Source organism: Agromyces sp. NPDC055661, assembly GCF_053618135.1.
In genome coordinates this window covers 470,884-496,169 of record NZ_JBSHHC010000002.1, presented here as the reverse complement: position 1 = coordinate 496,169, position 25,286 = coordinate 470,884, and the positions used below count along the sequence as shown (strand labels likewise).

At 71.1% G+C, this 25,286-nt stretch carries 19 protein-coding genes; 5 read left to right on the top strand and 14 right to left on the bottom strand.

Annotated elements, in window-relative coordinates; all coding sequences use genetic code 11:
* Positions 1-135: 135 nt before the first annotated feature.
* Positions 136-399 (top strand): DUF6458 family protein, encoded by a 264-nt coding sequence (locus ACWGO8_RS15885; RefSeq protein ID WP_452043988.1) that lies wholly within the window; start codon positions 136-138, stop codon positions 397-399.
* A 77-nt stretch (positions 400-476) separates the two neighbouring features.
* Here the strand turns inward: ACWGO8_RS15885 and ACWGO8_RS15880 are convergent, their stop codons facing one another.
* On the bottom strand, positions 477-2,060 hold the full coding sequence (locus ACWGO8_RS15880) for an MFS transporter (protein WP_452043987.1): 1,584 nt from the start codon (positions 2,058-2,060) through the stop codon (positions 477-479).
* Between the two features lie 88 nt (positions 2,061-2,148).
* Here ACWGO8_RS15880 and ACWGO8_RS15875 point away from each other — a divergent pair, with 88 nt between their 5' ends.
* Complete coding sequence (locus ACWGO8_RS15875) at positions 2,149-2,712, top strand: TetR/AcrR family transcriptional regulator (RefSeq protein ID WP_452043986.1); 564 nt, start codon at positions 2,149-2,151, stop codon at positions 2,710-2,712.
* A gap of 40 nt (positions 2,713-2,752) precedes the next feature.
* On the opposite strand, the gene serA is transcribed toward ACWGO8_RS15875, so the two are convergent.
* From serA to ACWGO8_RS15855, 4 genes are all read right to left on the bottom strand, one after another.
* Positions 2,753-4,345 carry a phosphoglycerate dehydrogenase gene (gene serA, locus ACWGO8_RS15870; protein WP_452043985.1) on the bottom strand — a complete coding sequence of 531 codons (1,593 nt, stop codon included), beginning with the start codon at positions 4,343-4,345 and terminating at the stop codon, positions 2,753-2,755.
* Positions 4,346-4,514: 169 nt separating this feature from the next.
* Positions 4,515-4,919 (bottom strand): hypothetical protein, encoded by a 405-nt coding sequence (locus ACWGO8_RS15865; RefSeq protein ID WP_452043984.1) that lies wholly within the window; start codon positions 4,917-4,919, stop codon positions 4,515-4,517.
* Between the two features lies 1 nt (position 4,920).
* On the bottom strand, positions 4,921-5,424 hold the full coding sequence (locus tag ACWGO8_RS15860; RefSeq protein ID WP_452043983.1) for a hypothetical protein: 504 nt from the start codon (positions 5,422-5,424) through the stop codon (positions 4,921-4,923).
* A gap of 54 nt (positions 5,425-5,478) precedes the next feature.
* Positions 5,479-5,766: a hypothetical protein gene (locus ACWGO8_RS15855; protein ID WP_452043982.1), complete on the bottom strand. Its 288-nt coding sequence runs from the start codon at positions 5,764-5,766 to the stop codon at positions 5,479-5,481.
* Between the two features lie 113 nt (positions 5,767-5,879).
* Here ACWGO8_RS15855 and ACWGO8_RS15850 point away from each other — a divergent pair, with 113 nt between their 5' ends.
* Complete coding sequence (locus ACWGO8_RS15850) at positions 5,880-10,112, top strand: nSTAND1 domain-containing NTPase (RefSeq protein ID WP_452043981.1); 4,233 nt, start codon at positions 5,880-5,882, stop codon at positions 10,110-10,112.
* On the opposite strand, the gene ACWGO8_RS15845 is transcribed toward ACWGO8_RS15850, so the two are convergent.
* Both ACWGO8_RS15845 and ACWGO8_RS15840 read right to left on the bottom strand, forming a co-directional pair.
* Positions 10,097-11,350 carry a hypothetical protein gene (locus ACWGO8_RS15845; RefSeq protein WP_452043980.1) on the bottom strand — a complete coding sequence of 418 codons (1,254 nt, stop codon included), beginning with the start codon at positions 11,348-11,350 and terminating at the stop codon, positions 10,097-10,099. The two genes, ACWGO8_RS15850 and ACWGO8_RS15845, sit on opposite strands and share 16 nt — an antisense overlap.
* Complete coding sequence (locus ACWGO8_RS15840; RefSeq protein ID WP_452043979.1) at positions 11,347-12,090, bottom strand: copper homeostasis protein CutC; 744 nt, start codon at positions 12,088-12,090, stop codon at positions 11,347-11,349. The genes ACWGO8_RS15845 and ACWGO8_RS15840 overlap by 4 nt, the downstream gene beginning before the upstream one ends.
* Positions 12,091-12,184: 94 nt before the next feature.
* On the opposite strand from ACWGO8_RS15840, the gene merB reads away from it, so the two are divergent.
* Complete coding sequence (gene merB, locus ACWGO8_RS15835) at positions 12,185-12,874, top strand: organomercurial lyase (protein WP_452043978.1); 690 nt, start codon at positions 12,185-12,187, stop codon at positions 12,872-12,874.
* Positions 12,875-12,899: 25 nt separating this feature from the next.
* Here merB and ACWGO8_RS15830 read toward each other — a convergent pair whose 3' ends face one another.
* Complete coding sequence (locus tag ACWGO8_RS15830; RefSeq protein WP_452043977.1) at positions 12,900-13,166, bottom strand: hypothetical protein; 267 nt, start codon at positions 13,164-13,166, stop codon at positions 12,900-12,902.
* Positions 13,167-13,281: 115 nt separating this feature from the next.
* On the opposite strand from ACWGO8_RS15830, the gene ACWGO8_RS15825 reads away from it, so the two are divergent.
* Positions 13,282-17,505: an nSTAND1 domain-containing NTPase gene (locus ACWGO8_RS15825; protein WP_452043976.1), complete on the top strand. Its 4,224-nt coding sequence runs from the start codon at positions 13,282-13,284 to the stop codon at positions 17,503-17,505.
* Positions 17,506-17,607: 102 nt separating this feature from the next.
* Here the strand turns inward: ACWGO8_RS15825 and ACWGO8_RS15820 are convergent, their stop codons facing one another.
* The 6 genes from ACWGO8_RS15820 to ilvD form a co-directional block, all read right to left on the bottom strand.
* Positions 17,608-17,901, bottom strand: a complete 294-nt coding sequence (locus ACWGO8_RS15820) for a hypothetical protein (RefSeq protein WP_452043975.1) — start codon at positions 17,899-17,901, stop codon at positions 17,608-17,610.
* Positions 17,902-18,035: 134 nt separating this feature from the next.
* Entirely contained in the window at positions 18,036-19,895 is a 1,860-nt protein-coding gene (locus ACWGO8_RS15815; RefSeq protein ID WP_452043974.1) for a 5'-nucleotidase C-terminal domain-containing protein, read from the bottom strand.
* Between the two features lie 188 nt (positions 19,896-20,083).
* Positions 20,084-21,112, bottom strand: coding sequence for a ketol-acid reductoisomerase (gene ilvC, locus ACWGO8_RS15810; protein WP_376955184.1), 1,029 nt, complete (start codon positions 21,110-21,112; stop codon positions 20,084-20,086).
* A 106-nt stretch (positions 21,113-21,218) separates the two neighbouring features.
* Positions 21,219-21,728 carry an acetolactate synthase small subunit gene (gene ilvN / locus ACWGO8_RS15805; RefSeq protein WP_376955185.1) on the bottom strand — a complete coding sequence of 170 codons (510 nt, stop codon included), beginning with the start codon at positions 21,726-21,728 and terminating at the stop codon, positions 21,219-21,221.
* 2 nt (positions 21,729-21,730) lie between these two features.
* Complete coding sequence (locus ACWGO8_RS15800) at positions 21,731-23,536, bottom strand: acetolactate synthase large subunit (RefSeq protein WP_452043973.1); 1,806 nt, start codon at positions 23,534-23,536, stop codon at positions 21,731-21,733.
* Positions 23,537-23,583: 47 nt separating this feature from the next.
* Positions 23,584-25,278, bottom strand: coding sequence for a dihydroxy-acid dehydratase (gene ilvD / locus ACWGO8_RS15795; protein WP_452043972.1), 1,695 nt, complete (start codon positions 25,276-25,278; stop codon positions 23,584-23,586).
* Between the last annotated feature and the right edge of the window lie 8 nt (positions 25,279-25,286).

Below are 25,286 nucleotides of genomic sequence, written 5' to 3'. Positions count from 1 at the left end.
TTCTCCTTCGTGCGCCAGCCCTCCCAGCGTAGTGTCCGTCCGAGTGGCCGATGGTTACAGTGGGCCTCAGGACGAGGTATCCACCTCATCGAAGCGCGGCACCCGAAGCCGCCGGAGAGAAAGAGGAACCCCCACATGAGTCTCGGTCTCGGCATCGTGCTCTTCGTCATCGGCGCGATCCTCGCGTTCGCGCTCAACCTCACCGTCGACTGGATCAACCTGCAGCTCGTCGGCTACATCCTCATGGTCGCCGGCGCGATCGTGATCATCCTCGGCATCGTCCTCCTCGCGCGCCGTCGCCGTTCGGTGTCCACCTCGCAGACCAGCGTGGACCCCGCGACCGGTAGCCGGGTGACCCGCAACGAGCACTCGGCGCCCGAAGACCCCACGGTGCTCTAGCGCTCGCATCACGAAACGGCCGCCGCCCGGGAGGGGCGGCGGCCGTTCGTCGTTCAGGGGCCGGGTCGGCCGCGCACTCACTCGGCGCGCGGAGCCTTCGGGTTCCGCAGCGCGATGGCGGCCACGACCGCCGCGGCCGCCATGAGCGCCACGCCGATGAGCGAGGTCACCACGACGCCCGCGTCGAAGGCGTGCGCAGCGGATGCCGCGAGCTGCTCCCCGATCGCGCCAGGCAGCGTGTCGGCCACCGTCATCGCACCCGCGAGCGTCTCGCGCGCGGCATCCGCCTGCTGGTCGGTGAGCACCGACGGAAGCACGAGGCCCGAGCGGAACTGTACCGCGAGGATGCTGCCGAGGATCGCCGTGCCGAGCACCGCGCCGAGCTCGTAGGCCGTCTCGGAGACGGCGGACGCTGCGCCCGCCTTCGCGGGCGGCGCGCTCGAGAGGATGAGCTCGTTCGAGACCGTCTCGGCCGCGCCGATGCCCACGCCGAGCAGCACGAACGCGAGCACGATCGGTCCGATCGACCCGGATCCGGCGAAGAGCGCGATCACAAGGTAGCCGCTCGCCGACAGGCCGAGCGCGACCGGGACGAGCACGCGCGGACGCACCCGTCGGGCGACCGGCACGACCAGGAGGCCGGCGGCGATCATGGCGACGAGGCCCGGCAGCAGCGCGAGCCCGGCGGAGACCGGGCTGAGGCCGGCGATGAGCTGCAGGTGCTGCGACACGAAGTAGAGGAATCCGACCAGCGCGATGACGCTGAACAGGTTCACGACGACCGCGCCGCCGAACGAGCCCTGGCGGAACAGGCGCACGTCGAGCATGGGCGTCTCGCTGCGCAGCTGGCGCCGCACGAACCAGATCGCACAGAACACGCCGAGCACGATCGCCTGCACGCCGAACCCCTCGACGCCCTCGGTCGCGAGCGACTTGATGCCGTAGACGATGGGTCCCATCGCCGCGAGCGAGAGCAGGGTGCTCACCAGGTCGATGCGGCCCGGCGCGGGGTCGCGGCTCTCGGGGATGAGCATCGGCACGAAGACGAGCAGCGGCACGAGCACGGGCACGGCGAGGAGGAACACCGAACCCCAGTGGAAGTGCTCGAGGAGCACGCCGCCGACGAGCGGGCCCATGGCGCTGCCGGCGGCGAAGCCCGACGCCCAGATCGCGATGGCGAGCCGGCGCTGCTCGCGCTCGGTGAACACCGCGCGCAGGAGCGAGAGCGTCGAGGGCATGAGCATGGCGCCGAAGAATCCGAGCGCCGCGCGGGCGGCGATCAGGGTCTCGGCCGTGGGCGCGAACGCGGCGCCGATCGAGACGATCGCGAACCCGGTCGAGCCGATGAGCAGCATCCGGCGACGTCCGTAGCGGTCGCCCGCGCTGCCCATCGCCACGAGCAGGCCCGCGAGCACGAGCGGGTACGCATCGATGATCCAGAGCTGCTGCGCGGCCGTCGGTGCGAGGTCGGCCGAGATGGCCGGCAGCGCGAAGCTCAGCACGGTGTTGTCGATCGAGACGAGCAGCACCGGCAGCATCAGCACCGCGAGCGCGAACCACGCACGGCGCGGCGCGCGCGTCGACCGGCCGGGATCGATGCGCGCGACGGCATCCGTCGCGTGGTCGATGGGCGTGGTCGTGCGTTCCGTGGTGTTCGTCATCTCGGGTTCCATTACTATACCGTCCAGCCGGTATAGTATCAGACCATGCACGGATGCCGCTCGCTCACGTCTCGCTAGCATCGAGCACATGAGCCGCCCACCAGCCGCACGCGACGCCGTGCTCGACGCGTTCGAGCGACTCCTCGTGGAGGACGGCGAGCGCGCCGCGACCCTCGACGCCGCGGCCCGTGCCGCCGGTGTCTCGAAGGGCGGTCTGCTCTACCACTTCCCCAACCGCGAGGCGCTCGTCGAGGGCGTGCTCGGCCGGTTCTCGGCGCTCGTCGACGCCGACCTCGAGGTCATGGCCGAGGCACCCGAGGGCGCGGTCGCGTACTTCGTGCGCTCGTCGGTGTCGCACGGCACGGCGCTCGAGCGCGCGGGCGTGGCGGCGGCGCGACTGGCGCAGGCGGGGCATCCGTCGGCCGTGCGCATGATCCGCTCGGTGCGCGAGCGATGGATGGCCGCCGTGCGGGCCCACGTGGCCGACCCGACGGTGGCGCTCGCGATCACCCTGATCGGCGACGGCCTCTACTACGACTCCGCGCTGCACGGCGATGACGCCGAGACGGGCGTCGACGCGCCGCGCGCGAGCGAGATGGACGCGCTCGTCGCGATGCTCGAGCGGCTCGCGGCGGAGCCGCCGACGGGCTGAGCCGTCGCGGCTCCTCGTCGCGGCGCCTTCGCGCCGCGCGCTACTCCTCGGTGATGTCGATCTCGACGAGCACGTCGGCGTCGATCGCCGCGCGCACGCGGTCGAGCACCTCGGTCGGCACGGGCGAGTCGACCGTGAGGACGCTCAGCGCCTGGCCGCCCGCCTCGCGACGCGCGATCTGCATGCCCGCGATGTTGATGCCGGCCTCGCCGAACTCGCGGCCGTAGATCGCCACGATGCCGGGGCGGTCGGTGTACTGCATCACGATATGCGTGGTCGCGATCGGCACCTCGATCTCGTAGCCGTTGACGCCCACGAGCTTCTCGATCTGCTTGGTGCCGGTCAGCGTGCCCGAGACCGAGATCTGGCGGCCGTCGGCGAGCGCGCCGGTCAGCGTGATGACGTTGCGGTACTCGGGCGAGTCGGCGTCGACGATGAGGCGCACGTCGATGCCGCGCTGCTCGGCGAGGAGCGGGGCGTTCACGTAGGAGACCGTCTCGCTCACGACGTTCGTGAAGACGCCCTTCAGGGCGGCGAGCTTGAAGACGCTCACGTCGTAGTCGACGAGCTCGCCGTGCACCTCGACGTCGAGGCTCGTGATCGCGGTGTCGGCGAGGCCGGCGAAGAGCTGGCCGAGCTTCTCGACGAGCGGGATGCCCGGGCGCACGTACGGGTCGATGACGCCGCCGGCGACGTTCACCGCGTCGGGCACGAGCTCGCCGGCGAGCGCGAGGCGCACCGACTTCGCGACCGAGACGCCGGCCTTCTCCTGGGCCTCGTCGGTCGACGCGCCGAGGTGCGGCGTGACGATCACGTTGGGCAGCGCGAGCAGCGGCGACTCGCGCGGCGGCTCGGAGACGAACACGTCGAGGCCGGCGCCCGCGATCTGCCGTGCGGCGAGCGCCTCGTAGAGCGCGTCCTCGTCGATGAGGCCGCCGCGGGCGACGTTGACGACGTAGGCCGTCGGCTTCATCTTGGCGAGCTGCTCGGTGCCGATCATGCCCGTGGTCTCAGGGGTCTTCGGCATGTGGATGGTGATGAAGTCGCTGCGCTCGAGGAGCTCGTCGAGGCTCACGGTCTGCACGCCGAGCTGCTGCGCGCGAGCCGCCGTGATGTAGGGGTCGTAGGCGATGACCTCGGTGCCGAACGCCTGCAGGCGGGCCGCGATGAGCGCACCGATGCGGCCGAGGCCGATGATGCCGATGGTCTTCTCGTAGAGCTCGACGCCCGTGTAGTGCGACCGCTTCCACTCCCCTTGCGCGAGCGCGGAGTGCGCCGCCGGGATGTGGCGGGCGAGGCTCAGGATGTGGCCGACGGTGAGCTCGGCGGCCGAGATGATGTTCGAGGTCGGCGCGTTCACGACCATGACGCCCGCGGTCGTGGCGGACTTGATGTCGACGTTGTCGAGGCCGACGCCCGCACGGGCGATGACCTGGAGCTTCGGCGCGGCCGCGATCGCCTCGGCGTCGACCTTGGTCGCCGACCGGACCAGGATCGCGTTCGCGTCGGCGATCGCCTCGAGCAGCGCCGGACGGTCGGTGCCGTCGACGTTGCGGATCTCGAAGTCGGGCCCGAGGGCGTCGACGGTGGCGGGCGAGAGTTCTTCGGCGATCAGCACGACCGGCTTTGACACGAACGATTCCTTCGGGGCGAAGCGCGCGCGGGGCGCTCTGATGTGCGGGTGGGGATGCGCCACACGCCGTGGGGGCGCTACCCGCTCACTCTACTGGAGGGCGCATGCGGCATCCGTTCTGTGACGACGTGGTCGTCACAGGGGCCGACCGGCCGACCGGTCTCCGCCGTCAGCCGAGGTCGAGGCCGCCGAGCTGGAAGAACAGCGCGGTGAGCCCGAACGAGATGGCCTGCACCGCCGCGTAGCCCGCGAGGAACAGCACGACCTGCGGCAGCGGACCGCGTCGGTGGCCGAGCCAGAAGGCGATGCCGAACACGAGGAACGGCAGCACGAGCGCGACGATCAGCAGCGTCAGGCCGACACCCGAGATCGCGATGCCCAGCGATGCGGCCTGCAGGTTCAGGCCGACGAGGTTGCCGACGGCCTCCCACACGTCGTACGCGTAGAGCACCCCGAACAGCACGGCGATCGTGACGGCGAGCCAGAGCGGCGTCGCCGATCGCGGGGCGACCGCGTCGTCGGCGGATGCCGCGGTGCCGGCGTCGGCGTCGGCGGGAACGGATGCCTCGGTCATCTCAACCTCGCAGCAGGAACGGGACGGGGACGAGGACGATCGCGCCGACGATGAGCCAGAGCAGCCGGGCGCGCCGACGCTCGGACGCGAGCCACAGCGTCGTTCCGAACCACAGCGCGGGGGCGAGCACGGCGAGCCAGCGTCCGAGCCCGTACATGAACTGCGCGACCGGGTCGCCGAGGTCGGGGGCCGACGAGATCGCCCAGATGAGCCAGCCGACGGAGTAGAGGAGGTACACGCCGCCGAGCACGCCGAGCAGCACGAGTTCGGCGGAGCCCGGCTGCGCCGCGGCATCCGCGTCGTCGGCCTCTTCGGCCGTCTCGGCGCGTTCGGCGTCGGCGTGGTCGACCGCGGTGGTGCCGTTCGACTCGACGGCCTGACCGGATGCCGCGGCATCCGCCGGCTTCGACCCCGACGGGTTGCCGACGACCTTCCATCCGGGAGCGAGCGTGGGGTCGTCGTCGCCCTCCCAGCGCAGCGCGTCGTCGTCGGGATCCGGGCTCATGCGACCAGACTAGCGAGCCGCGCACCGGACCCGACGACGACGCGATCGGGCGGGTCACCGGAGGACGCGCATGCGTCGCTCGACCTGATCCTGGTAGTGCGACTCGGAGTCGCTCGGCGTCTCGATGCCGGTGCGGCGGTCGGCCTGGTCGCGGTACTGCGACCTCGCGGCGAAGGCGTCGACGCGGTTCTCGGCGCGCTGCACCTCGTGGCTGAGATCGCTCGCCCGTCGTTCGGCGAACGTGTCGACGTCGGCCTTGGCGCAGGCCCCGAGTCCGGCGGCGAGCATCGCGGCGAGCGCGATGGTGAGGGCGGTGGTGCGGGTCTTCTTCGTGGTGTCCATGACCGCACGTTCGCGCGCGCCGGTATGGCCCCGTCGCGCCGACGGTATGGAACGGGTATGGCCGCCGACCCGCATTCGTTGACACCCCTCTGAGGCGAGTCGACAATGCAGGTGTGGAGATCCGAGTACTCGGTGACCTCACGATCGACAGCGGCAGGCTCAGCCCCAAGGAGCGGTCCCTCCTCGCCGTCCTCGTCCTTCGATCCGGAAGTGTCGTCTCGCCGTCCGAACTTGCGGATGGGGTGTGGGGCGACGACGTGCCGGCAACATGGCGCAAGCAGGTGCAGGCGTTCGTCGTGCACGTGCGCCGGACGCTCGGATCGACGGCGATCGGCACCACCCGCATCGGCTACCAGCTGCGCGTCGACGGTGACGCGATCGACGCCGTGCGGTTCGAAGGGCTCCTGGATGCGGCGGCGACGCACCGCACGAACGGCGATCCGCAGCGCGCGGTCGACCTGAGCGAACGCGCGCTCGCGCTCTGGGGCGGCAGGCCGTACTCCGACCTCGGCGAATGGCCGCCCGCCGTCATCGAGGCCGCGCGACTCGACGAGATCAGGGCCACCGCCGAGGAGGACCTGCTGATGGCCCGCCTCGAGAGTGGCGAGCATCGGGCCGTCGTGCCCGACGCCGAGCGACTCGTGCGCAACGACCCGCTCCGCGAGCGCCGCTGGGCGATCCTCGCGACCGCGCTGTACCGCTCGGGTCGCCAGGCCGACGCGCTCGCGGCCCTCCGTGCTGCCCGGGAACGGCTGGCCGATGAGCTCGGCATCTCCCCCGGGCCCGAGCTCACGGCGCTCGAGACCGCGATCCTCAACCAGGACGCGGCGCTCGAGGCCCCGGTCGCCGCTCCGGTCGGCGATGGCGACTGCCCGTACCGCGGCCTCCAGCCCTTCGGCACGGAGGACGCCGGCGAGTTCTTCGGGCGGGACGGCGACGTGAGCGCCGCGCTCGCGCGACTCTCGAGTTCGCCGTTCCTCGCCATCTCCGGCGCCTCGGGCAGCGGGAAGTCCTCATTGCTGCTCGCCGGGATCGTCCCGGCGCTCCGGGCGCGTGGTGAGCAGGTCGTGGTCATCGGCACCGGTTCGGCACCGTCGAGCAGGCTGCAGGACGCGCTCGCGGACGGCAGCGGCTCGGTCGTCGTCATCGACCAGTTCGAGGAGCTGTTCCACTCGGGACTGCCGGAGTCGCACATCGAGGCGGTGGGATCGTCGATCGCCGCTGCCGTCGCTGCTGGTCGACGCGTCATCGTCGCCGTCCGGGCCGACTTCCTCAGCACCTGCGCCGCCGCGCCCGGCATCGGCGCGCTCTTCGCGGAGAGCGTATACCTCGTCGGGCCGTTGACGCCGGAGGGGCTCCGCAGCGCGATCGAGGGGCCCGCAGCCCTCGCGGGGCTTCGGCTCGAGCCCGGGCTGGTGGAGCTGATCCTCCGCGACGCCGCCGGAGCGCCCGGCGTGCTGCCGCATGCGTCCCACGCCCTCGTCGAGACCTGGGCGCGGCGCGAGGGATCCACGCTCACCGTCGCAGGCTACGAGGACTCCGGCGGCATCTCGGGCGCGATCGCCAAGTCGGCCGACCGGCTCTACCTCTCGCTCGACCCCGAGGCGCGCGCCACCTGCCGGTCGACGTTCCTGCGGCTCGTCGAGATCGGCGCCGACGGTGCGCCGATGCGTCGGAGGATCCCGATCCGGCCGATGCGCAAGGACGTGGCCCACGACCGGGTCCTCACGAGCCTGGCCGGTGCGCGCCTCGTCAGCACCGAGGAGGACTCCCTCGTCGTCGCGCACGAGTCGCTCGCCACGGCCTGGCCGCGACTGCGCGGCTGGCTCGAGGACGATGCCGAGGGCCTGCGCATCATGCGCGCCCTCGCGGCGGCTGCCGAGTCGTGGGAGGCGGACGGGCGACCCGACGAGGACCTCTATCGGGGGGCGCGCCTCCACGCCGTCCTGACGTGGCGCGACACCGCCGACCCCGAGCTGACCGAGACCGAAGCGGCCTTCCTCGCGGCATCCGCAGGGCACGAGCGCGCCGCACTCGAGGAGGTCGAGCAGCGGGCACGTCAGGACCGCCGGCAGAACCGGCAGCTGCGCGTGGCGCTCGGGGCATCCGTCGCCCTGTTCGCCGTGGCCGTCACGGCCGGGGGCTTCGTCGCGGCGGGATCGAACGAGACCGAGCGGCAGCGGCAGACCGCGCAGATCGAAGCGCTCACCAACGCATCGCTGTCGCTTCGCACCGATGAGCGGGATGTCGCGGCACTGCTCGCTGCGGAGGCGTACCAGCGGTGGCCCGACGACCCGCGCACGCGATCCGCGCTCATGGGCGTCATGACCCAGTCGCACGGCCTGCTCGCGACGACGTACCTCGAGGATGTCGACAGCGCGGCGGGCGCGCTGATCCCCGGGACGCGACGCGCGGTGGCGGTGGACGGCGACTCGGTCGCGGTCTACGACATCGACTCCGGCGCACTCCTCTACCCCATCGATCTCCCGAAGGACGGGCCCGACACCGACAGCCGGTACGGTCCCGCGGTCAGTGCGAACGGGGAACGGGTCGCGTTCGCCGAACTCATCTTCGACGATGACGACGACGTGGTGGGGATCCGGCTCTCCGTTGCGAATGTCCAGACCGGTGCACCGATCCTTCGTGCGCTCCAGCTCGACTTCCCGCTGAGCTCCATCACGATGAATCACGACGGCAGCCTCATCGCCGCGATCGACGAGGTCGGCATGCTCCGCCTCATCGATGTCGGCACGGGCCAGGTGAGGCAGGTGTCCGGCACGTCCGTCCACGAGGCGCAATGGAACACGGATCGGGCCGGGGCTGTGCGCTTCACGCCTGAGGGACGACTGGTGTACGGCACCGTCGAGGGGTCGCTGCTCATCGTCGATCCGAGCTCTGCGACCGTGGTCGCGTCGGTGCCCGTCGCTGCGGATTCGACGAACGTCTCCATGGCCGTGGCGTCCGACAGGAACGTCATCACGACCGGCGACCGACGCATCTCCTCGGTCGATGTCACGACTGGAAACGTCCGATGGTCGCAGCCGTTCGCGGCCCTCTCGAATGAGCCCTGCCCGTGGGTGACCGCGTCCGAGGAACTGGGCACCGTCTACTGCGGCGACTTGTTCGGACACGTCGAGGAGCGCAGCCTCGATTCGGGCGCTCCGACCGAGCGATCCTTCGATCCGCAGCTCGGCTTCGTCGGGAGCATGTCCATCCTCGAAGATCGACGGGAACTCGTCGTCGTCGGTCGCGGAACGGCGATCACGCGGTGGAAGCTGGATGGATCCGGTGCCGTCACCCGAGTCATCGCACCCGGTTGGATGATCCGCGACGACTACTCCGCGCGCGGCTCGAGTCTCGTGGTCGCGAAGCCCGTGGCCGACGCGGAGAGCTGGCAGGACTACCGGGAGTTCGCGCTGCTGGACTCGCGAACAGAGGAGTTGACGCCCTTGCCCAACCCGTCGTACGGGGTCCAGTGGGCGGGAGCGTCAACGCTCGTGGGCGACTTCGGCGGTGAGGGACCGACGCGCACGGGCTTCTTCGACACGCGAACGGCCGAGCGCTTCCCAGGGGATCCGCTCCCCGACGAGATCGAGGGCATCTGGACGAACGTGGAAGGCGACCGCATGTACGTCGGCCGCGCGGGTGGCGAGATCTGGACCGTCGACCCGACGACGGGTCGTCGGATCGAACCCACGCTGCAGACCGACGGGGGCTATCCCGCCTACATCTCGACGAGTACCGACGGCCGCCGGGTGCTCGTCACGAGCTGGAACATGGAGTTCAAGCCGGATTCCATCCTGTTCGACGCGACGACCGGCGAGCGGATCCAGACCGGCCTCGTGCGGATCGGCGTCACGGCACTGACCGGGCGGGACGAGGTCGTCAGCGTCTTCCGGGGCAAGTCGATCCTCCGCTTCGATGCGGAGACCTTCGAGCGGACCGGGGCCCTTCCGGGCACCTCCGACCAGATCGACAGCATCAACGTGAGCCGCGACGGCCGCACCCTCGCCGTGTACGCCCTGGACGACACCGTTTCGGTGTACGACCTCCTCGGCGGGCGCCGGCTCGGCGACCCCATCCGCGTCGCGGGCGCGTGGACCTACCCCGGTCAGGGCGCGGTCTCCGGGGTGATCCGAGCAGACGGGTCCGAGCTCGCCGTGAACGTGCCGACGGGCATCGCGCTGTGGGACCTGCGCCCCTCGTCGCACGCCGACGCCGCGTGCAAGATGGCCGGTCGCGATCTCACCCGCGACGAGTGGAAGACCTACCTCTCGGCGATCGGCCCGTATCGGTCGACCTGCGGATTCGGTGAGTCTGATCCCGTGCGTCAGCTCGCCGGCTGACCGACGGGCAGGCACCGCCCCTCGATGTGCGGCTGCGCCACCCCGAACGCGAAGTCGACCTTCGCGAAGTCGACCGACGACGTCGCGGCGCCGCCGAGGATCGGCTCGCCGTGCAGCACCTCGGGCGTGCCGAGGCCGGCCGCCGACCAGGCGAGCACGATGCGGTCCGCCGCCGCGAGGTTGGCCTCGGTGACGGCGCGATCCTGCTCGTCGGTCGTGGTGTCGGTGATCTCCCCCATCGCGAACTCCGCGTCGATGCGCAGCATCGTGGTGCCGTCGCCGCAGTCGACCTCGCGCACCACCGCGCCCGGCTGGTCGCGCCAGCGCGCGTCGGGTCCGGCGGCGTCGATGGTGGCGGCCGCAAGCGCGGCGAACTGGGCGCGTCCCTCCTCGAGCGTGGGCGGCGGCACCGCCGCGTGGGCGGGATCCCGCGGGAGGTCGGTCGTCGGATCGAAATCGGCCGGATCGCCCGCCTCGACCGTCGGAGGAGGCGTGGGCGCACCGTCACGTGCCCCGAACGTCGACTGGAGGGTCATCCCGACGATCACCGCCGTGATCGACGCGATGAGCAGCGAGAACCCGGCCCACGCCAGGCCCGCCGACGTGCGACTGGGGAAGGGCCCGAGGGAGATGAGGATCCCGCACAGCAGGAGCACGCCGCCGACTGCGAGGAAGGTCGGCAGCGCGCCGCCGAACCACGGCGCGGACGGGAGCATGAAGACCCCGGCGATGGCGAACGCCAGTCCGATGCCGACCAGCAGGCGAACGAGCACCGGTCGCCATTCGTCGAGCGGATGCCGCCGTGTCCGCCGATGCCCGTACATGGCCGCGGCGACGGCAACCACGATCCACGCGACCCAGAGCCAGGACGGGCTCGCCCGACTGACCGCGGAGACGGCGAGCAGCACCGGGATCGAACCGGCCGCGGCCATTACCGGAACGACGACGCGCTCGACCGTGGCGCTCCAGCTCAGTGCCCGTACGACGGCGAGGCCCGCTCCCCCGGCGATCCCGCCCGAAGCTGCCGCCAGCGGCACAAGCGGCCACGGGACCAGGAAGAGGAGGAACAGCACGGGAAACGCGAATGCGACCACGAACCCGACCACCGTCGCGATCGACCCCGCCAGGATCGCCGTGCCGGCGAGCTGCGCCGCGGCCCGCAGGATGCGGTGCTCGGGCGGCTCCGACGGTGCGCCTCGCACCTCGGCGACGGGTACTGCCTGGTCGGTCGACGTCATCGCGCAGCCGCAGCGGCCGCCTCGATCGCTGCGCGGACGACCGAGGCATCCGTCGTGTCGAAGCCGACCTCGCCGCCGCCCGGGCCGCTCGGGCCGCCACGCTGCACCCGGCTGCGGGCCGACAGGTGCACGGCATCGACCCCGGCCTCGGCGAGCGCCGCGATGTCGTCGACGCCGACGCCGCCACCCGCCATGAGCTCGACGGCTCCCCCGAGCTCGGTCGCCATCCGCGCGAGCGTCTCGCGCCCGGCACGGCAGTCGGCCGCGCCGCCTGAGGTGAGCACGCGGCGGACGCGCAGCCCGGGGAGCGACGACACCGCCGCGAGCGGGTCGGCCGCGGCATCCACGGCTCGATGCACCGTGACGTCGAGGCCGTCTGCTGCGTCGATGAACCGACGCAGGGCGTCGAGGTCGAGCTCGCCGGCATCCGTGAGCGCGCCGACGACGACCCCGTCGGCGCCGAGCGATCGGGCGAACCGGATGTCGCGCACGGTCGCGTCGACCTCGTCGGCGTCGTACACGAACCCGCCGCCCCGCGGGCGCACGAGCACGTGCACGAATCCGGGCACGGATGCCGCGAGCGCAGCCTCCACGGCCGCCTCGACGAATCCGGGCGACGGCGTCAGCCCGCCGAGGCCGAGCGCCTGGCACAGCTCGACACGCGTGGCCCTCTCGTGAAGCGCGATGCGGACCCCGGCGGCATCCTGGACGGCGATCTCGACGGGAAGGATTCGTGGCACCTCGTCACCCTATCGAGCGACGGCCTGCGCGGCCTGCGACGGTCCACGCCGCCCCGCGCTGGCCCGCGCAATGGTTCAGGAGGACACTCATGTCATGACCGACCGCAACGAGACCGTGCGCCTCGCGATCTACTCGGGCCTCGCCGGCACGGGCCGGCTCCCGTCGGAATCGGAGCTCGTGGAGGAGACGGGGCTCTCCGCACCCGAGCTCGCCGAGGCGATGGAGGAGCTCGCGGCATCCCGCCACCTGGTGTTCGACGGCGAGCACGCGATCGTGCTCGCGCACCCGTTCGCGACGCGCAACTTCGCGTTCTCGGTGATGGGCGAGCACACGCTGTGGTGGGGCGGATGCGCCTGGGACGGGTTCGCGATCCCGAACCTCGTGCCCGACGAGCCGTCGGCACTCGTCGCGACGACGTGCCCCGCGTGCGGCACCGCGCACTCCTGGACTGTGACGCGCGAGGGTCCGCCGGAGGGGACGCAGATCGCCCACTTCCTCACGCCGATGGCACACGTCTGGGACGACGTGATCCACGCCTGCGAGCACCAGCGGATCTTCTGCGACGAGGCGTGCCTCGACCGCTGGCTCGCCGAGACGGGCAACGAACGAGGTGCGGTGTTCGACCTCGCGACGCTCTGGCGGCTCGCGTCGCAGTGGTACGCCGGCCGGCTCGACACGCCCTACCGGCGGCGCGAGCCGACGGAGGCGCACGACTACTTCGCGAGCGTCGGGCTCGTCGGGCCGTTCTGGGGCAACGCGCCGGACTCAGGCGAGCGGGCCTGAGGCGCGCCGACGTCGGCGGTCGCCCTCAGCGCCCGTGCACGCGGGTGATCACCAGACCCCGGGACGCCACGGCCTCGTCGGCGAGGCGTGCACGCACCAGCAGCTCGATCACGTAGCGGTCGGCGGCCTGGTGCACGAGCACGTCGTGCATCGCGGCATCGACGTGCGGTGGGAGCAGGTGGGCGCGCGATCCGGCGGTCGACGCCGGTGTCGCACAGCCGACGAGGCACGTTGCGAGTGCGACCACGGATGCCGCGACGACGAGTCGGAGCGAGGCGGTTGCGGTGTTCATGCCTCCCACGATCCGCCGAGCGGGTATGCGCCGGGCCCCGGATCGGTATGCAACCGGTATGCGCGGTATGTGGACGTCGTTGACGGTGGCGGTCGAACGGCGAACAATGCGGAGCATGGGCCTGGGAGTCTTCGGCCCGCTCACCGTCGAGGGGGTCTCGCTCAGTCCGCGCGAACGGACTGTGCTGTCGGCACTGGTGCTCCGCGCCGGACGGCAGGTCACGACGGACGAGCTCGCCGAGGCGCTCTGGGGCGACGACCTTCCGGGCACCTGGCCGAAGCAGCTGCAGGCGTCAGTCGGTCGCGTCCGCACCGCGATCGGGCACCACTCGATCGAGACCGCCCCCGGCGCGTACGTGCTGCGGATCGACCCCGAGAGCGTCGACGTGGAGCGGTTCGAGCGCCTCGCGGCATCCGCGCGCGAGCACCTCGACGACGACCCGGCCCGAGCGGTGGACGCCGCCGACCGGGCCCTCGCCCTCTGGCACGGCTCGCCGTACTCCGACCTCGCGTCGTGGCCGCCCGCCGTCGCCGAGACGGAGCGGCTCGACGAGGTGCGGATGGAGCTCGAGGAGGTGCGGCTGGACGGCCGCCTCCGCATGGGCGAGCACGCGGCCTCCATCGGCGACGGTGAGCAGCTCGTGCGTGAGGCGCCGCTGCGGGAGCGCCGCTGGGTGCTGCTCGCCACGGCTCTCTATCGGAGCGGTCGCCAGGCCGACGCGCTCGCGGCCATCCGTGCCGCGCGAGAACGCCTCGCCGACGAGCTCGGAGCGGAGCCGGGCGCCGAGCTGACCGAGCTCGAGCTCGGCATCCTGCGGCACGACGACGCGCTCGACCTCGATGCGGCGCCCTCGACGGCGAGCGTCGATTGCCCCTATCGCGGCCTGCAACCGTTCGGCGTCGACGATGAAGACCTCTTCTTCGGCCGCGACGTCGATATCGCCGCCGCGCTCGGCCGGCTGGCCCGATCGGGCTTCCTCGCCGTCTCGGGAGCCTCGGGCAGCGGCAAGTCCTCGCTGGTGCGTGCCGGCGTCGTCCCCGCCCTGCGGCGGCGCGGCGATCGCGTCGTGATCCTCACGCCAGAGCACCACCTCGACGTTCGGATCCGCGACGCCGCCATGGGCGCAAGGCGAGCGGACGTCGTCGTCATCGACCAGTTCGAAGAGGTGTTCCACGCCGGCGAGGCCGACCTCGACGCCGCCGCGCACGCCATCTTCGATGCCGTCGTGATCGAGACGACGGTCATCCTGGTCGTGCGCTCGGACTTCCTCGACGAATGCGCCGCGAACCCGTACCTCGCTCCGCTCGTTGCCGAGGGCGTCCACCTCGTGGGACCGATGGCCACCGACGCGCTGCGCCAGGCCGTCGAGCTGCCGGCCCGCCGCGCCGGCCTGCGACTCGAGCCGGGCCTCGTCGAGGTCATCCTGCGGGATGCCGCGGGCGAGACCGGTGCGCTCCCCCACCTCTCCCACGCGCTCGTGGAGACCTGGCTGCGACGTGAGGGCGCGACGATGACCGTCGCCGGGTACGAGGCGTCCGGCGGCATCTCCGGCGCGATCGCCCAGTCCGCCGATCGTCTCTACCAGTCGATGAGCCCCGATCAGCGGAAGGTGTGCCGTTCCCTCCTGCTGCGGCTCATGGCGCTCGCGCCCGACGGCAGCCCGGTGCGTCGCCGGGTCTCGTCGAAGCCGCTGCGAACGGATGCCGCGCGCGACGAGGTCCTGACCATGCTCGCCGGCTCGCGGCTCGTGAGCACCGAGGCCGATTCGGTCGAGGTCGCCCACGAGTCCCTCGCGACGGCGTGGCCGCGGCTCCAGTCCTGGCTCGAGGAGGACGCCGAGAGCGCGCGCATGCTCACGGCCGTCTCGGCCGCCGCGGAGGCGTGGAACGCCGCCGAGCGCCCCGACGACGACCTGTATCGAGGCGTTCGCCTGCAGGCCGCCCTCGAGTGGCGTGACGCCTCGCCGAACGACCTGACCGACGTCGAGTCCGCGTTCCTCGACGCATCCGCAGCCCGGGCGACCGCCGAGCAGGAGCAGCTCGCGGAGCGAGCTCGCCGGGACCGCAGCCAGAACCGGCGACTGCGCGTCCTGCTCGGGGTGGCGGGCGGCCTCATCGTCCTGCTCGTCGGCGCCGGTTCGGTCGCCGTGGTCTCGTCCCAAGAGGCGAACGCGCAACGCGACAGCGCCGCGATCGAAGCACTGGTCGGCACGGCCCTCGCGCTGCGCTCGTCGGAGCGCGACGTGTCGGCGCTGCTCGCCGCTGAGGCGTATCGGCGCTGGCCCGACGACCCGCGCACGCGGTCGGGACTCATGGGCGTGCTGCAGGGCGCCGGCGGGTTCCTCGGGAACACGATCGTGGCCGACGGCGGGAACACGTACGGGAGCGTGGTCCCTGGCAGGGGGCAGGTCGTCGTGGTGAGCACCGACGGCGACGCCGCCGTGCGCGACGCTGCCACCGGGGACGTGGTCCGTGAGCTGGATCTCGGGTTCGCGCCCGGAGCGCCCAGGCCCGCCCCGCTCGTCGAGGTGAGCGGTGACGGCGGAGTGGCCGCCGTCCTCTGGCCCGTGCGCACGCAGCTGACCGGCCCCACCTGGTACGGGACCTCGACGCAGTCGCAGGTGGTGGTCTTCGACGTCGAGACCGGACAGCGCCTCTTCGGACCCGAACTCATTCCCATCGGCACCGGAGCACTCGCGGTGAACGACGACGGCTCCATCGTCGCCATCGCCGACTCGCGCCACGGCGCCGTCACGCTCCTGGCCACCGCGGATGGGAGCCTGTCCAAGGTCGCGGGCGAGACGACGGTCGCCCTCGACCGCGACTCGTACGCCGCGGCGCTCGCCTTCGAGGACCACGATCGCCTCCTCGTCGGACGACTCGACGACCGCATGGACGTGATCGACGCGACGTCGGCGAGCATCGTCGGCACCCTGAACGTGCCGCAGGACTCGGCGCACGTCGCCATGACCGTGACTCCCTCAGGACTGGTCGTGGCATCCGGCGACACGCGACTGGTCGCGTTCGACGCCGATGACGGGACCGTTCGCTGGTCGACCGACATCGCCCGCCCGTACCTGGCACCCTGCAATTGGCTGGCCGTGGCGGAGGCGGTGCAACGGGCGTACTGCGGCAGCCTGTTCGGGAGGATCAGCGCGTACTCGCTCGTCGATGGAACGCCACTGCCCGACGAGGAGCTCGGGCCGCTGTACGGCGAGGTCGGCCCGATGGACGTCGTGGACGACGCGACGCTCGTGGCGATCAGCGGGAGCCACCCGCTCCTGTCGCGCTGGCGGCTCGACGGCGAGGGTCTCGGACACCGCATGCTCGCGCCGGAGCACATGGTGGCGGGGCCGTACTCCACGGACGGCCGCTCGGTGGTGACCGCACCCCAGGCGATCATCACTGACACGCCGAGCACCTTCGATGGCGTTGTCGTGCGGGACACGGCGACCGGCGAGATCGCGTATCGATTCGGCGAACGTGTCGGCGACGTGGCCTGGGCGGATGGGCGTCTCATCGCACGGAGCGCCGAGACCGGCCAGTTCCGCTTCCTCGACACGGCGAACTGGCAACCGATCGGCGAGTCGCTCTGGACCGTCGCGCGGTTCTTCCCGACCGGCGACGCCGAGCTGCTCTACGCGATTCGGACCGACGGACGGATCCAGGCCTTCGATCCCCAGACGGCCGAGGCGGCCGACGACTCATGGCCGGTGGACGGGTGGGCTCAGGGACTCTCGATCTCACCCGACGGGGATCGCATCGCCATCACGTACGCGGCGAACGAGTTCGCGAGATCCGAGACCGAGGGGCTCACGAGCGAACAGCTCCAACGTCATCTCTCGATCGTGGATGCGGCGGAGCATCGCGTGCTGTACGACGAGCCCATGTCGAGCTCCGAGCACGTGCTGCTCGCGGACGGCGACATGATCGGCCTCGAGGACAACCGCATCGGCCGCTACACGACCGAGCCGATCGCGCGTGTGGGCACCATCGCCGGGGCGGCAGGCGGACTCCACGCGCCGTCGCTGAGCCGCGACGCACGGACCTTGCTCGTCATGGCCGCCGACGGCACGGCGCTGCTCTACGACGCACCCACGGGCACGCGGATCGGCGATCCGCTCCGCACCGACGGCCAGACGCTCGGCGTCGGCGTGCTCCGCCCCGACGGTCGGGAGATGGCCGTCTCGATGCCCGACGGCGTCATGCTCTGGGATCTCGACCCCGAGCACCAGTTCGAGTACGCCTGCCAGCTCGCGGGCCGAGACCTCACCGAGGACGAGTGGAACACGTACCTCGCCGACCTCGGCGATCCGCAGAGCACCTGCGACTTCGACTGATCGCCCAGGCACGACCTACCGCTCTGGCAGGAAGGAGCGGGGCCGGCCCGAGCCGACCCCGCCGGGGTGCGTGGAGGTCGCGAGCTCGCGACCGGGAATCGGTCATCGACCGCCGAGCGGGCTCAGGTCGTCGTGGACCGGTGCGGCCGCGTCGGTCTCGGGGAGGGTCCCCACGGCCATGTCGTGGCGGACCTCGAGCTCGCTCACGTAGCGGAGCGCGGACTCGCGCACGAGCTCCCGATGCATGGCGGGCGAGGTCACGGGACGGACGATCCGGGCGGCGTTGGCGTCGGCCTCGGCGGCGCTCGCGGCGCCGGCGGATCCGATGACGGTCACCGCGAGCGCGGCGGCGGCCGCGGCGGCGGTGAGGCGGGTGAGTGCGGTGGTGGTGTTCATGCATCCACCATCGGATGCCGCGGTATGCAGCCGTCTCGCGACCGGTATGCGCGACGTATGCACCCGGTCGCCCGGGAATGCGGACGGCGGGGCCGGCCGGAGCCGACCCCGCCGTGGTGCCGCGGCACGACGGATCAGAACACGGGCGTCCCGTTCCGGACGAGCCGCCAGTTCTCGACGTGGAAGTCTGCCGGATCGATCGTCCCCGCCGCCGAGGCGTACGAGACGATGGCTTCGCGGATCGCGACCTGGGCGTTGTAGACCACCGGCGCGCCCTGGATGTGCGGGAACCCGCCACCGCCCGACTGCCGGTAGTTGTTGACCGCGACGAGGAACCGCTGGTCGGCGGCCACCGGAGCGCCGTCGAACGACAGCCCCACGATGCGCGAGCCGACCGGCTGGGAGATGTCGACGCCGTACTCCACACCCGAGAACTGGTCGTAGTTGTAGTCGGGGGTGCTGCCCGCGTTCGTCCACGTCGCCGGCGCGACCGGTGCGTCGGGCGCGACCACCGCGAAGTACTTCGCCGAGTACTCGAGGTAGTCCTTGATCTGGGCGCCCGTCAAGATAGACGCGAGCAGGGTGTTGTCGTAGATGTACAGTCCCGCGACGTCCTTGATCGTCACCTGCCCGGCCGGGAAGGTCGCCGCCCGGTTGAACGGTGCCGCGATCGACACGATCGGCAGCGCCGCCTCGGGAGTGCCCGCAACTGCGGCCGCGACGGTCGCCGTCTGCACGGCGTTCACGTAGTCGAGGATCGCCGTGTCCTTCCAGCACGCCTCAGCCGCGGACATCGCCTCGGTCGAGACGGCGACCGGGGTGTTGACGTAGCGCACCACGGCGTCGTGCTGGGCCCGCACCACGGCGACGAGCGCCGGGTCGTCGACGACGGTGTTCGTGTTGACGGTCGTCGACGATCCCGACGTGACGGCCCACTTGCCCTTCGCGTACTCGACCGTGAGGTCGAAGACGCTCAGCCGCTGGCCCCAGTTCTTCGGTTCGCTGAGCACCACCTCGCGGCCGGTCGCGAGGTTCTTCACGATGCGCTGCGGCACGTCGACGTGCGCGTGGCCGAACAGGATCGCGTCGATGCCGGGCACCTGCTCGGCGACCAGCGCGGCCGCGTTCTCGACGGGAAGGTCGCCGGTGTACGACGAGCGGCCGCTGTCGCCCGAGTGGGCGCTCACGACCACGACGTGGGCACCGGCGCGGCGCATCACGGGCACCCAGCGCGCCGCGGCCTCGACGAGGTCCTGCACCTCGAGCTTGCCGCTCACGTTGGCCTTGTCCCAGATCACGACGCCGGGGTTGGTGAGGCCGAGCACGCCCACCCGGAGCGGCGGCCGCCCCGGCACCTTCATCGTCTTGATCGTGTACGGCGTGTACGCGGGCACCTTCGTGCCGGCGCGGACGGCGTTGGCGGCGAGGACGTCGGCGTCCATCTGCGAGATCCAGTAGTCGAGGAAGTCGAGCCCGTAGTTGAACTCGTGGTTGCCGAGCGCGACGGCGTCGTAGCCGATCGCGTTCATCTGCGCCGCGATCGGGTGGACGGCACCCGACGTGTTCACGGGGTCGACGAGGGCGTAGTAGAACCCCAGCGGCGACCCCTGGATGGTGTCGCCGGCGTCGAAGAGCATCGTGCGGTCGCGCCCCCGCGTGGCGCGGATCTGGTTCACGACGCTCGACACGCGAGCGAGGCCGATGGCGTTGCCGGCGCTGTCGCTGTACGTGGCGTCCTTGTAGTAGTCCCAGTTCACGGCGTTGGCGTGCAGGTCGGACGTGCCCATGATCGTGATGGTCAGCGAATCGGGACCGGGCGCGGCGTTGGCGGCGGTCGGCCAGCCGGCCGCCGCCAGGACGCCGGCAGCGGATGCGCCGACCAGCACGTTGCGACGGGTGAGGCCGGACGTCGTCGTCTCGACCTCGTCGTCGGGTGCGGCGCAGGAGCACCAGCGTGGAGAGGGTTCGGGGTGGGTGTGTGCAGTTCGGGTCATGGGACCACATGCGATCACGCCGCATACCCCCGTGACAAGGGGTTCCCTCTGCTCATTCGCGCATGAGATGAGGGGCCCTCAACACCGACGGCGGGGCCGGCCGAAGCCGACCCCGCCGTGCGGGTGTCGTGTCGAACGGTCTCGATACGCGTCCGCCTGCGGCGGGCGCTACTCGACCACCGGAGGCGTCAGCGAGCGACCTCGCCGTCCACGTAGTCGTCGTCGTCGACCTGCGTCCACGAGAAGAGCTTGCGGAGCTCGCGACCGGTGACCTCGATGGGGTGCTGCTCGCCCTTGGCGCGGAGCTCGAGGAATTCGGGAGCACCGGCATCCTGGTCGGCGATGAAGCGCTTGGCGAAGGTGCCGTCCTGGATGTCGGCCAGCACCGCCTTCATGTTCTCCTTGACGCTCGGGTCGATGACGCGGGGGCCCGACACGTAGTCGCCGTACTCGGCGGTGTCGGAGACCGACCAGCGCTGCTTGGCGATGCCGCCCTCCCACATGAGGTCGACGATGAGCTTCAGCTCGTGGAGCACCTCGAAGTAGGCGATCTGCGGCTGGTAGCCCGCCTCGGTGAGGGTCTCGAAGCCGTACTGCACGAGCTGCGAGACACCGCCGCAGAGCACGGACTGCTCGCCGAAGAGGTCGGTCTCGGTCTCCTCGGTGAAGGTCGTCTTGATGACGCCCGCGCGGGTGCCGCCGATCGCCTTGGCGTACGACTTCGCGAGGTCCCACGCGGTGCCCGAGGCGTCCTGCTCGACCGCGATGATGTCGGGGATGCCGCGGCCGGCGACGAACTCGCGACGGACGGTGTGGCCCGGCGCCTTCGGCGCGACGAGGATCACGTCGACGCCCTCGGGCGCCTCGATGTAGCCGAACCGGATGTTGAAGCCGTGGCCGAAGACGAGCGTCTTGCCCTCGGCGAGGTTGTCCTTGACCGACTCGGCGTAGATGTGCCGCTGGAACTGGTCGGGCGCGAGGATGACCACGACGTCGGCCCAGGCCGCGGCATCCGCCACGTTCTTCACCTCGAAGCCCGCCTCCTCGGCCTTGGGCTTCGACTTCGAGTCGTCCTTGAGGCCGATGACGACCTCGACGCCGGAGTCGCGGAGGTTCTGCGCGTGCGCGTGGCCCTGCGAGCCGTAGCCGATGACGGCGACCTTCTTCGCCTGGATCAGCGAGAGGTCGGCGTCCTTGTCGTAGTAGATCTCAGCCATGCTGTTCATTTCTCCTTGTTCCGGTCCCTGAGCTTGTCGAAGGGCCCCTGGTCGCTTTCGGTCCCTGTGCCCGTCGAAGGGTCGACGAGCTCAGCGACCGGTTCTGCTAGTTCTTGAAGACGCGCTCGGTGATGGACTTGCCTCCGCGTCCGATCGCGAGGAGGCCCGACTGGGCGATCTCCTTGATGCCGTAGGGCTCGAGCACCTTGAGGAACGCGGTGGTCTTGCCGGAGTCGCCGGTGACCTCGATCACGAGCGCGTCGGTCGAGACGTCGACCACGCGCGCGCGGAAGAGGTTCACGGCCTCGAGCACCTGCGAGCGGGTTGCGTTGTCGACGCGCACCTTGACGAGCAGGTGCTCTCGCTGCACCGACTGCGCCGGGTCGAGCTCCACGATCTTGATGACGTTGATGAGCTTGTTCAGCTGCTTGGTCACCTGCTCGAGGGGCAGCTCCTCGACGTCGACCACGACCGTGATGCGGGAGAGCCCGTCGATCTCGGAGTGGCCCACGGCGAGGGACTCGATGTTGAAGCCGCGTCGCGCGAACAGTCCCGCGACGCGGGTCAGCAAGCCGGGCTTGTCCTCGACGAGGAGGGAGAGCACGTGGGTCGACATGATCAGTCCTCCTCCTCGCTGAACGCCGGCGAGTGGTCGCGGGCGTACTGCACGTAGCTGTTCGACACGCCCTGCGGCACCATCGGCCACACCATGGCGTCGGCCGAAACGACGAAGTCGATGACGACGGGACGGTCGTTCGTCTCGAGCGCCAGCTTGATCGCCGCGTCGACCTCCTCCTCCTTCGTGACCCGGATGCCGAGCGCGCCGTAGGCCTCGGCGAGGGTCACGAAGTCGGGCACGCGCACGGTGTCGTGGCCCGTGTTCAGGTCGGTGTTCGAGTAGCGGCCGTCGTAGAACAGCGTCTGCCACTGGCGCACCATGCCGAGCGAGGAGTTGTTGATGACCGCAACCTTGATCGGGATGTCGTTCAGCGTGCAGGTCGCGAGCTCCTGGTTCGTCATCTGGAAGCAGCCGTCGCCGTCGATCGCCCACACGACGCGGTCGGGCTGGGCGACCTTGGCGCCCATGGCCGCGGGGACCGCGTAGCCCATGGTGCCCGCGCCGCCCGAGTTCAGCCACGAGTTGGGGCGCTCGTACTTGATGAACTGCGCCGCCCACATCTGGTGCTGGCCGACGCCAGCGGCGTAGACGCCCTCGGGGCCGGTCAGCTCGCCGATGCGCGAGATCACGAACTGCGGCGAGAGCAGGCCGTCGGACGTCGGCACGAAGCCGAGCGGGAACTCCGAGCGGAGCCCGTCGAGCGTGGCCCACCACTCGTCGAGGTCGGGCGTGGTCGTGGCCGTCGCCTCGCGGTACGCGGCCGAGAGGTCGACGAGGACGTCCTTGAGGTCGCCCACGATCGGCACGTCGGCCGTGCGGATCTTCGAGATCTCGGCGGGGTCGATGTCGACGTGCACGATCTTGGCGTTCGGCGCGAAGAGCGCGGCCTTGCCGGTCACGCGGTCGTCGAAGCGAGCACCGAGCGCGACGAGCAGGTCGGCCTCCTGGAGCGCGAGCACCGCGGGGACGGTGCCGTGCATGCCGGGCATGCCCAGGTGCTGCTCGTGCGAGTCGGGGAACGCCCCGCGCGCCATGAGGGTGGTCACGACGGGCGCCTTCGTGGTCTCGGCGAGTTCGAGCAGCTCGGCCGACGCCTCCGAGCGGATGACGCCGCCGCCCACGTAGAGCACCGGGCGCTTCGACTCGGCGAGCAGCTGCGCCGCGGCGGCGACCTGCTTGCCGTGCGCCTTCGTGATCGGGCGGTAGCCGGGCAGCTCGACCTTCGGCGGCCAGCGGAAGGGCGCCAGCTGCTGCTGGGCGTCCTTCGTGATGTCGACGAGCACGGGGCCGGGGCGTCCGGTGGAGGCGATGTGGTACGCCGCCGCGATGGTCGCGGGGATGTCCTCCGCACGCTTCACGAGGAAGGAGTGCTTGGTGACGGGCATCGTGATGCCCACGATGTCGGCCTCCTGGAAGGCATCCGTGCCCATGAGGTTCGAGAACACCTGGCCGGTGATCGCGAGCAGCGGCACGGAGTCCATGTGCGCGTCGGCGATGGCGGTGACGAGGTTCGTCGCGCCGGGGCCCGACGTCGCGATGGCGACGCCGATCTTGCCCGACGACGAGGCGTAGCCCTCGGCCGCGTGGCCGGCGCCCTGCTCGTGCCGGACGAGGATGTGGCGCAGCTTGCGGCTGTCGAGCAGCGGGTCGTAGACGGGGAGGATGGCACCGCCGGGCAGCCCGAAGACGTCGGTGATGCCGAGCAGCTCGAGCGAGCGGACGACCGCCTCGGCACCGGTGATCTCCACCGGGGCGCCGGACGGCACGGGGGCGGGCGAAGGCACGGGCGTTGATTCCGTGGTCATTCGGTTCCTGTTCTGGTGGACGGTGGAAATGCGGTGAGGCGCAGCACTCAGCCCGTCGTGGCGCCTTCGGCGGCGGAGCGCACGAGCTTGGAGTACTTCGCGAGGACGCCACGGGTATAGCGCGGAGGAAGCGGAGCCCAGCCTTCACGGCGGGCAGCCAGCTCGGCATCGTCGACCAGTAGGTCGATGGAACGAGCTGCGATATCGACCCGTATCAGATCACCATCGCGCACGAAGGCGATGGGACCTGCGTCCACCGCTTCGGGTGCTATGTGGCCGATGCACAGGCCGGTTGTGCCGCCGGAGAATCGACCGTCCGTCAAGAGTAGTACATCTTTTCCCAGCCCAGCGCCCTTGATGGCGGCGGTGATCGCGAGCATCTCGCGCATGCCCGGACCGCCCTTGGGGCCCTCGTAGCGGATGACGACGACATCGCCGTGCTTGATCTCGCCCGCGGTGAGCGCGTCCATGGCGGCGCGCTCGCGCTCGAACACGCGTGCGGGGCCCTCGAACGTGGCGGCGTCGAAGCCGGCGGTCTTCACGACGGCGCCCTCGGGTGCCAGCGAGCCGTGCAGGATCGTGAGCCCGCCGGTCTCGTGGATGGGGTTGTCGAGCGTGCGCAGCACCTCGCCGTCGAGCGGCGGGATGTCCATCTCGGCGAGGTTCTCGGCGAGGGTCTTGCCCGTGACGGTGAGCGCGTCGCCGTGCATGAGCCCGGCGTCGAGCAGGGCCTTCATGAGCACGGGGAGCCCGCCGCGGCGGTCGACGTCGTTCATCACGTACTTGCCGAACGGCTTGAGGTCGCCGATGTGCGGCACCTTCGAGCCGATGCGGTTGAAGTCGTCGAGGGTGAGCTCGACGTCGGCCTCGCGGGCGATGGCGAGCAGGTGCAGCACGATGTTGGTGGAGCCGCCGAGCGCCATGCCGACCGCGATGGCGTTCTCGAACGCCTCCTTGGTGAGGATCTGGCGCGCGGTGATGCCCTTGTTCAGCAGGTTCACGACGGCCTCGCCCGAGCGGTGCGCGTAGTAGTCGCGACGTCGGTCTGCGGATGCCGGTGACGCCGAGCCCGGAAGCGAGAGGCCGAGCGCCTCCGCGACCGACGCCATGGTGTTGGCGGTGTACATGCCGCCGCAGGCGCCCTCGCCGGGCGCGAACGCGCACTCGATGCGCTTCGCGTCGGCCTCGCTCATGGTGCCGGCGCGCACCGCGCCGACCGCCTCGAACGAGTCGATGATGGTGATGTCCTTCTCGGTGCCGTCGGAGAGGCGCACCCAGCCGGGGGCGATCGAGCCGGCGTAGAGGAACACGGAGGCGAGGTCGAGTCGGGCGGCGGCCATGAGCATGCCGGGGATCGACTTGTCGCAGCCGGCGAGCAGCACGGAGCCGTCGAGGCGCTCGGCCTGCATGACGACCTCGACCGAGTCGGCGATGACCTCGCGGGAGACGAGCGAGAAGTGCATGCCCTCGTGGCCCATCGAGATGCCGTCGGACACGGAGACCGTGCCGAACTGCAGCGGGTAGCCGCCGCCGCCGTGCACGCCCTCCTTCGCCGCCTGCGCGAGGCGGGCGAGCGACAGGTTGCACGGCGTGATCTCGTTCCAGGAGCTCGCGATGCCGATCTGCGGCTTGTCCCAGTCCGCATCGCCCATGCCGACGGCGCGGAGCATCCCGCGGCTGGTCATGGCTTCGATGCCGTCGGTGACGGTGCGGCTACGCGGTTTGGGATCGAACTCGGGCATGCATTCGA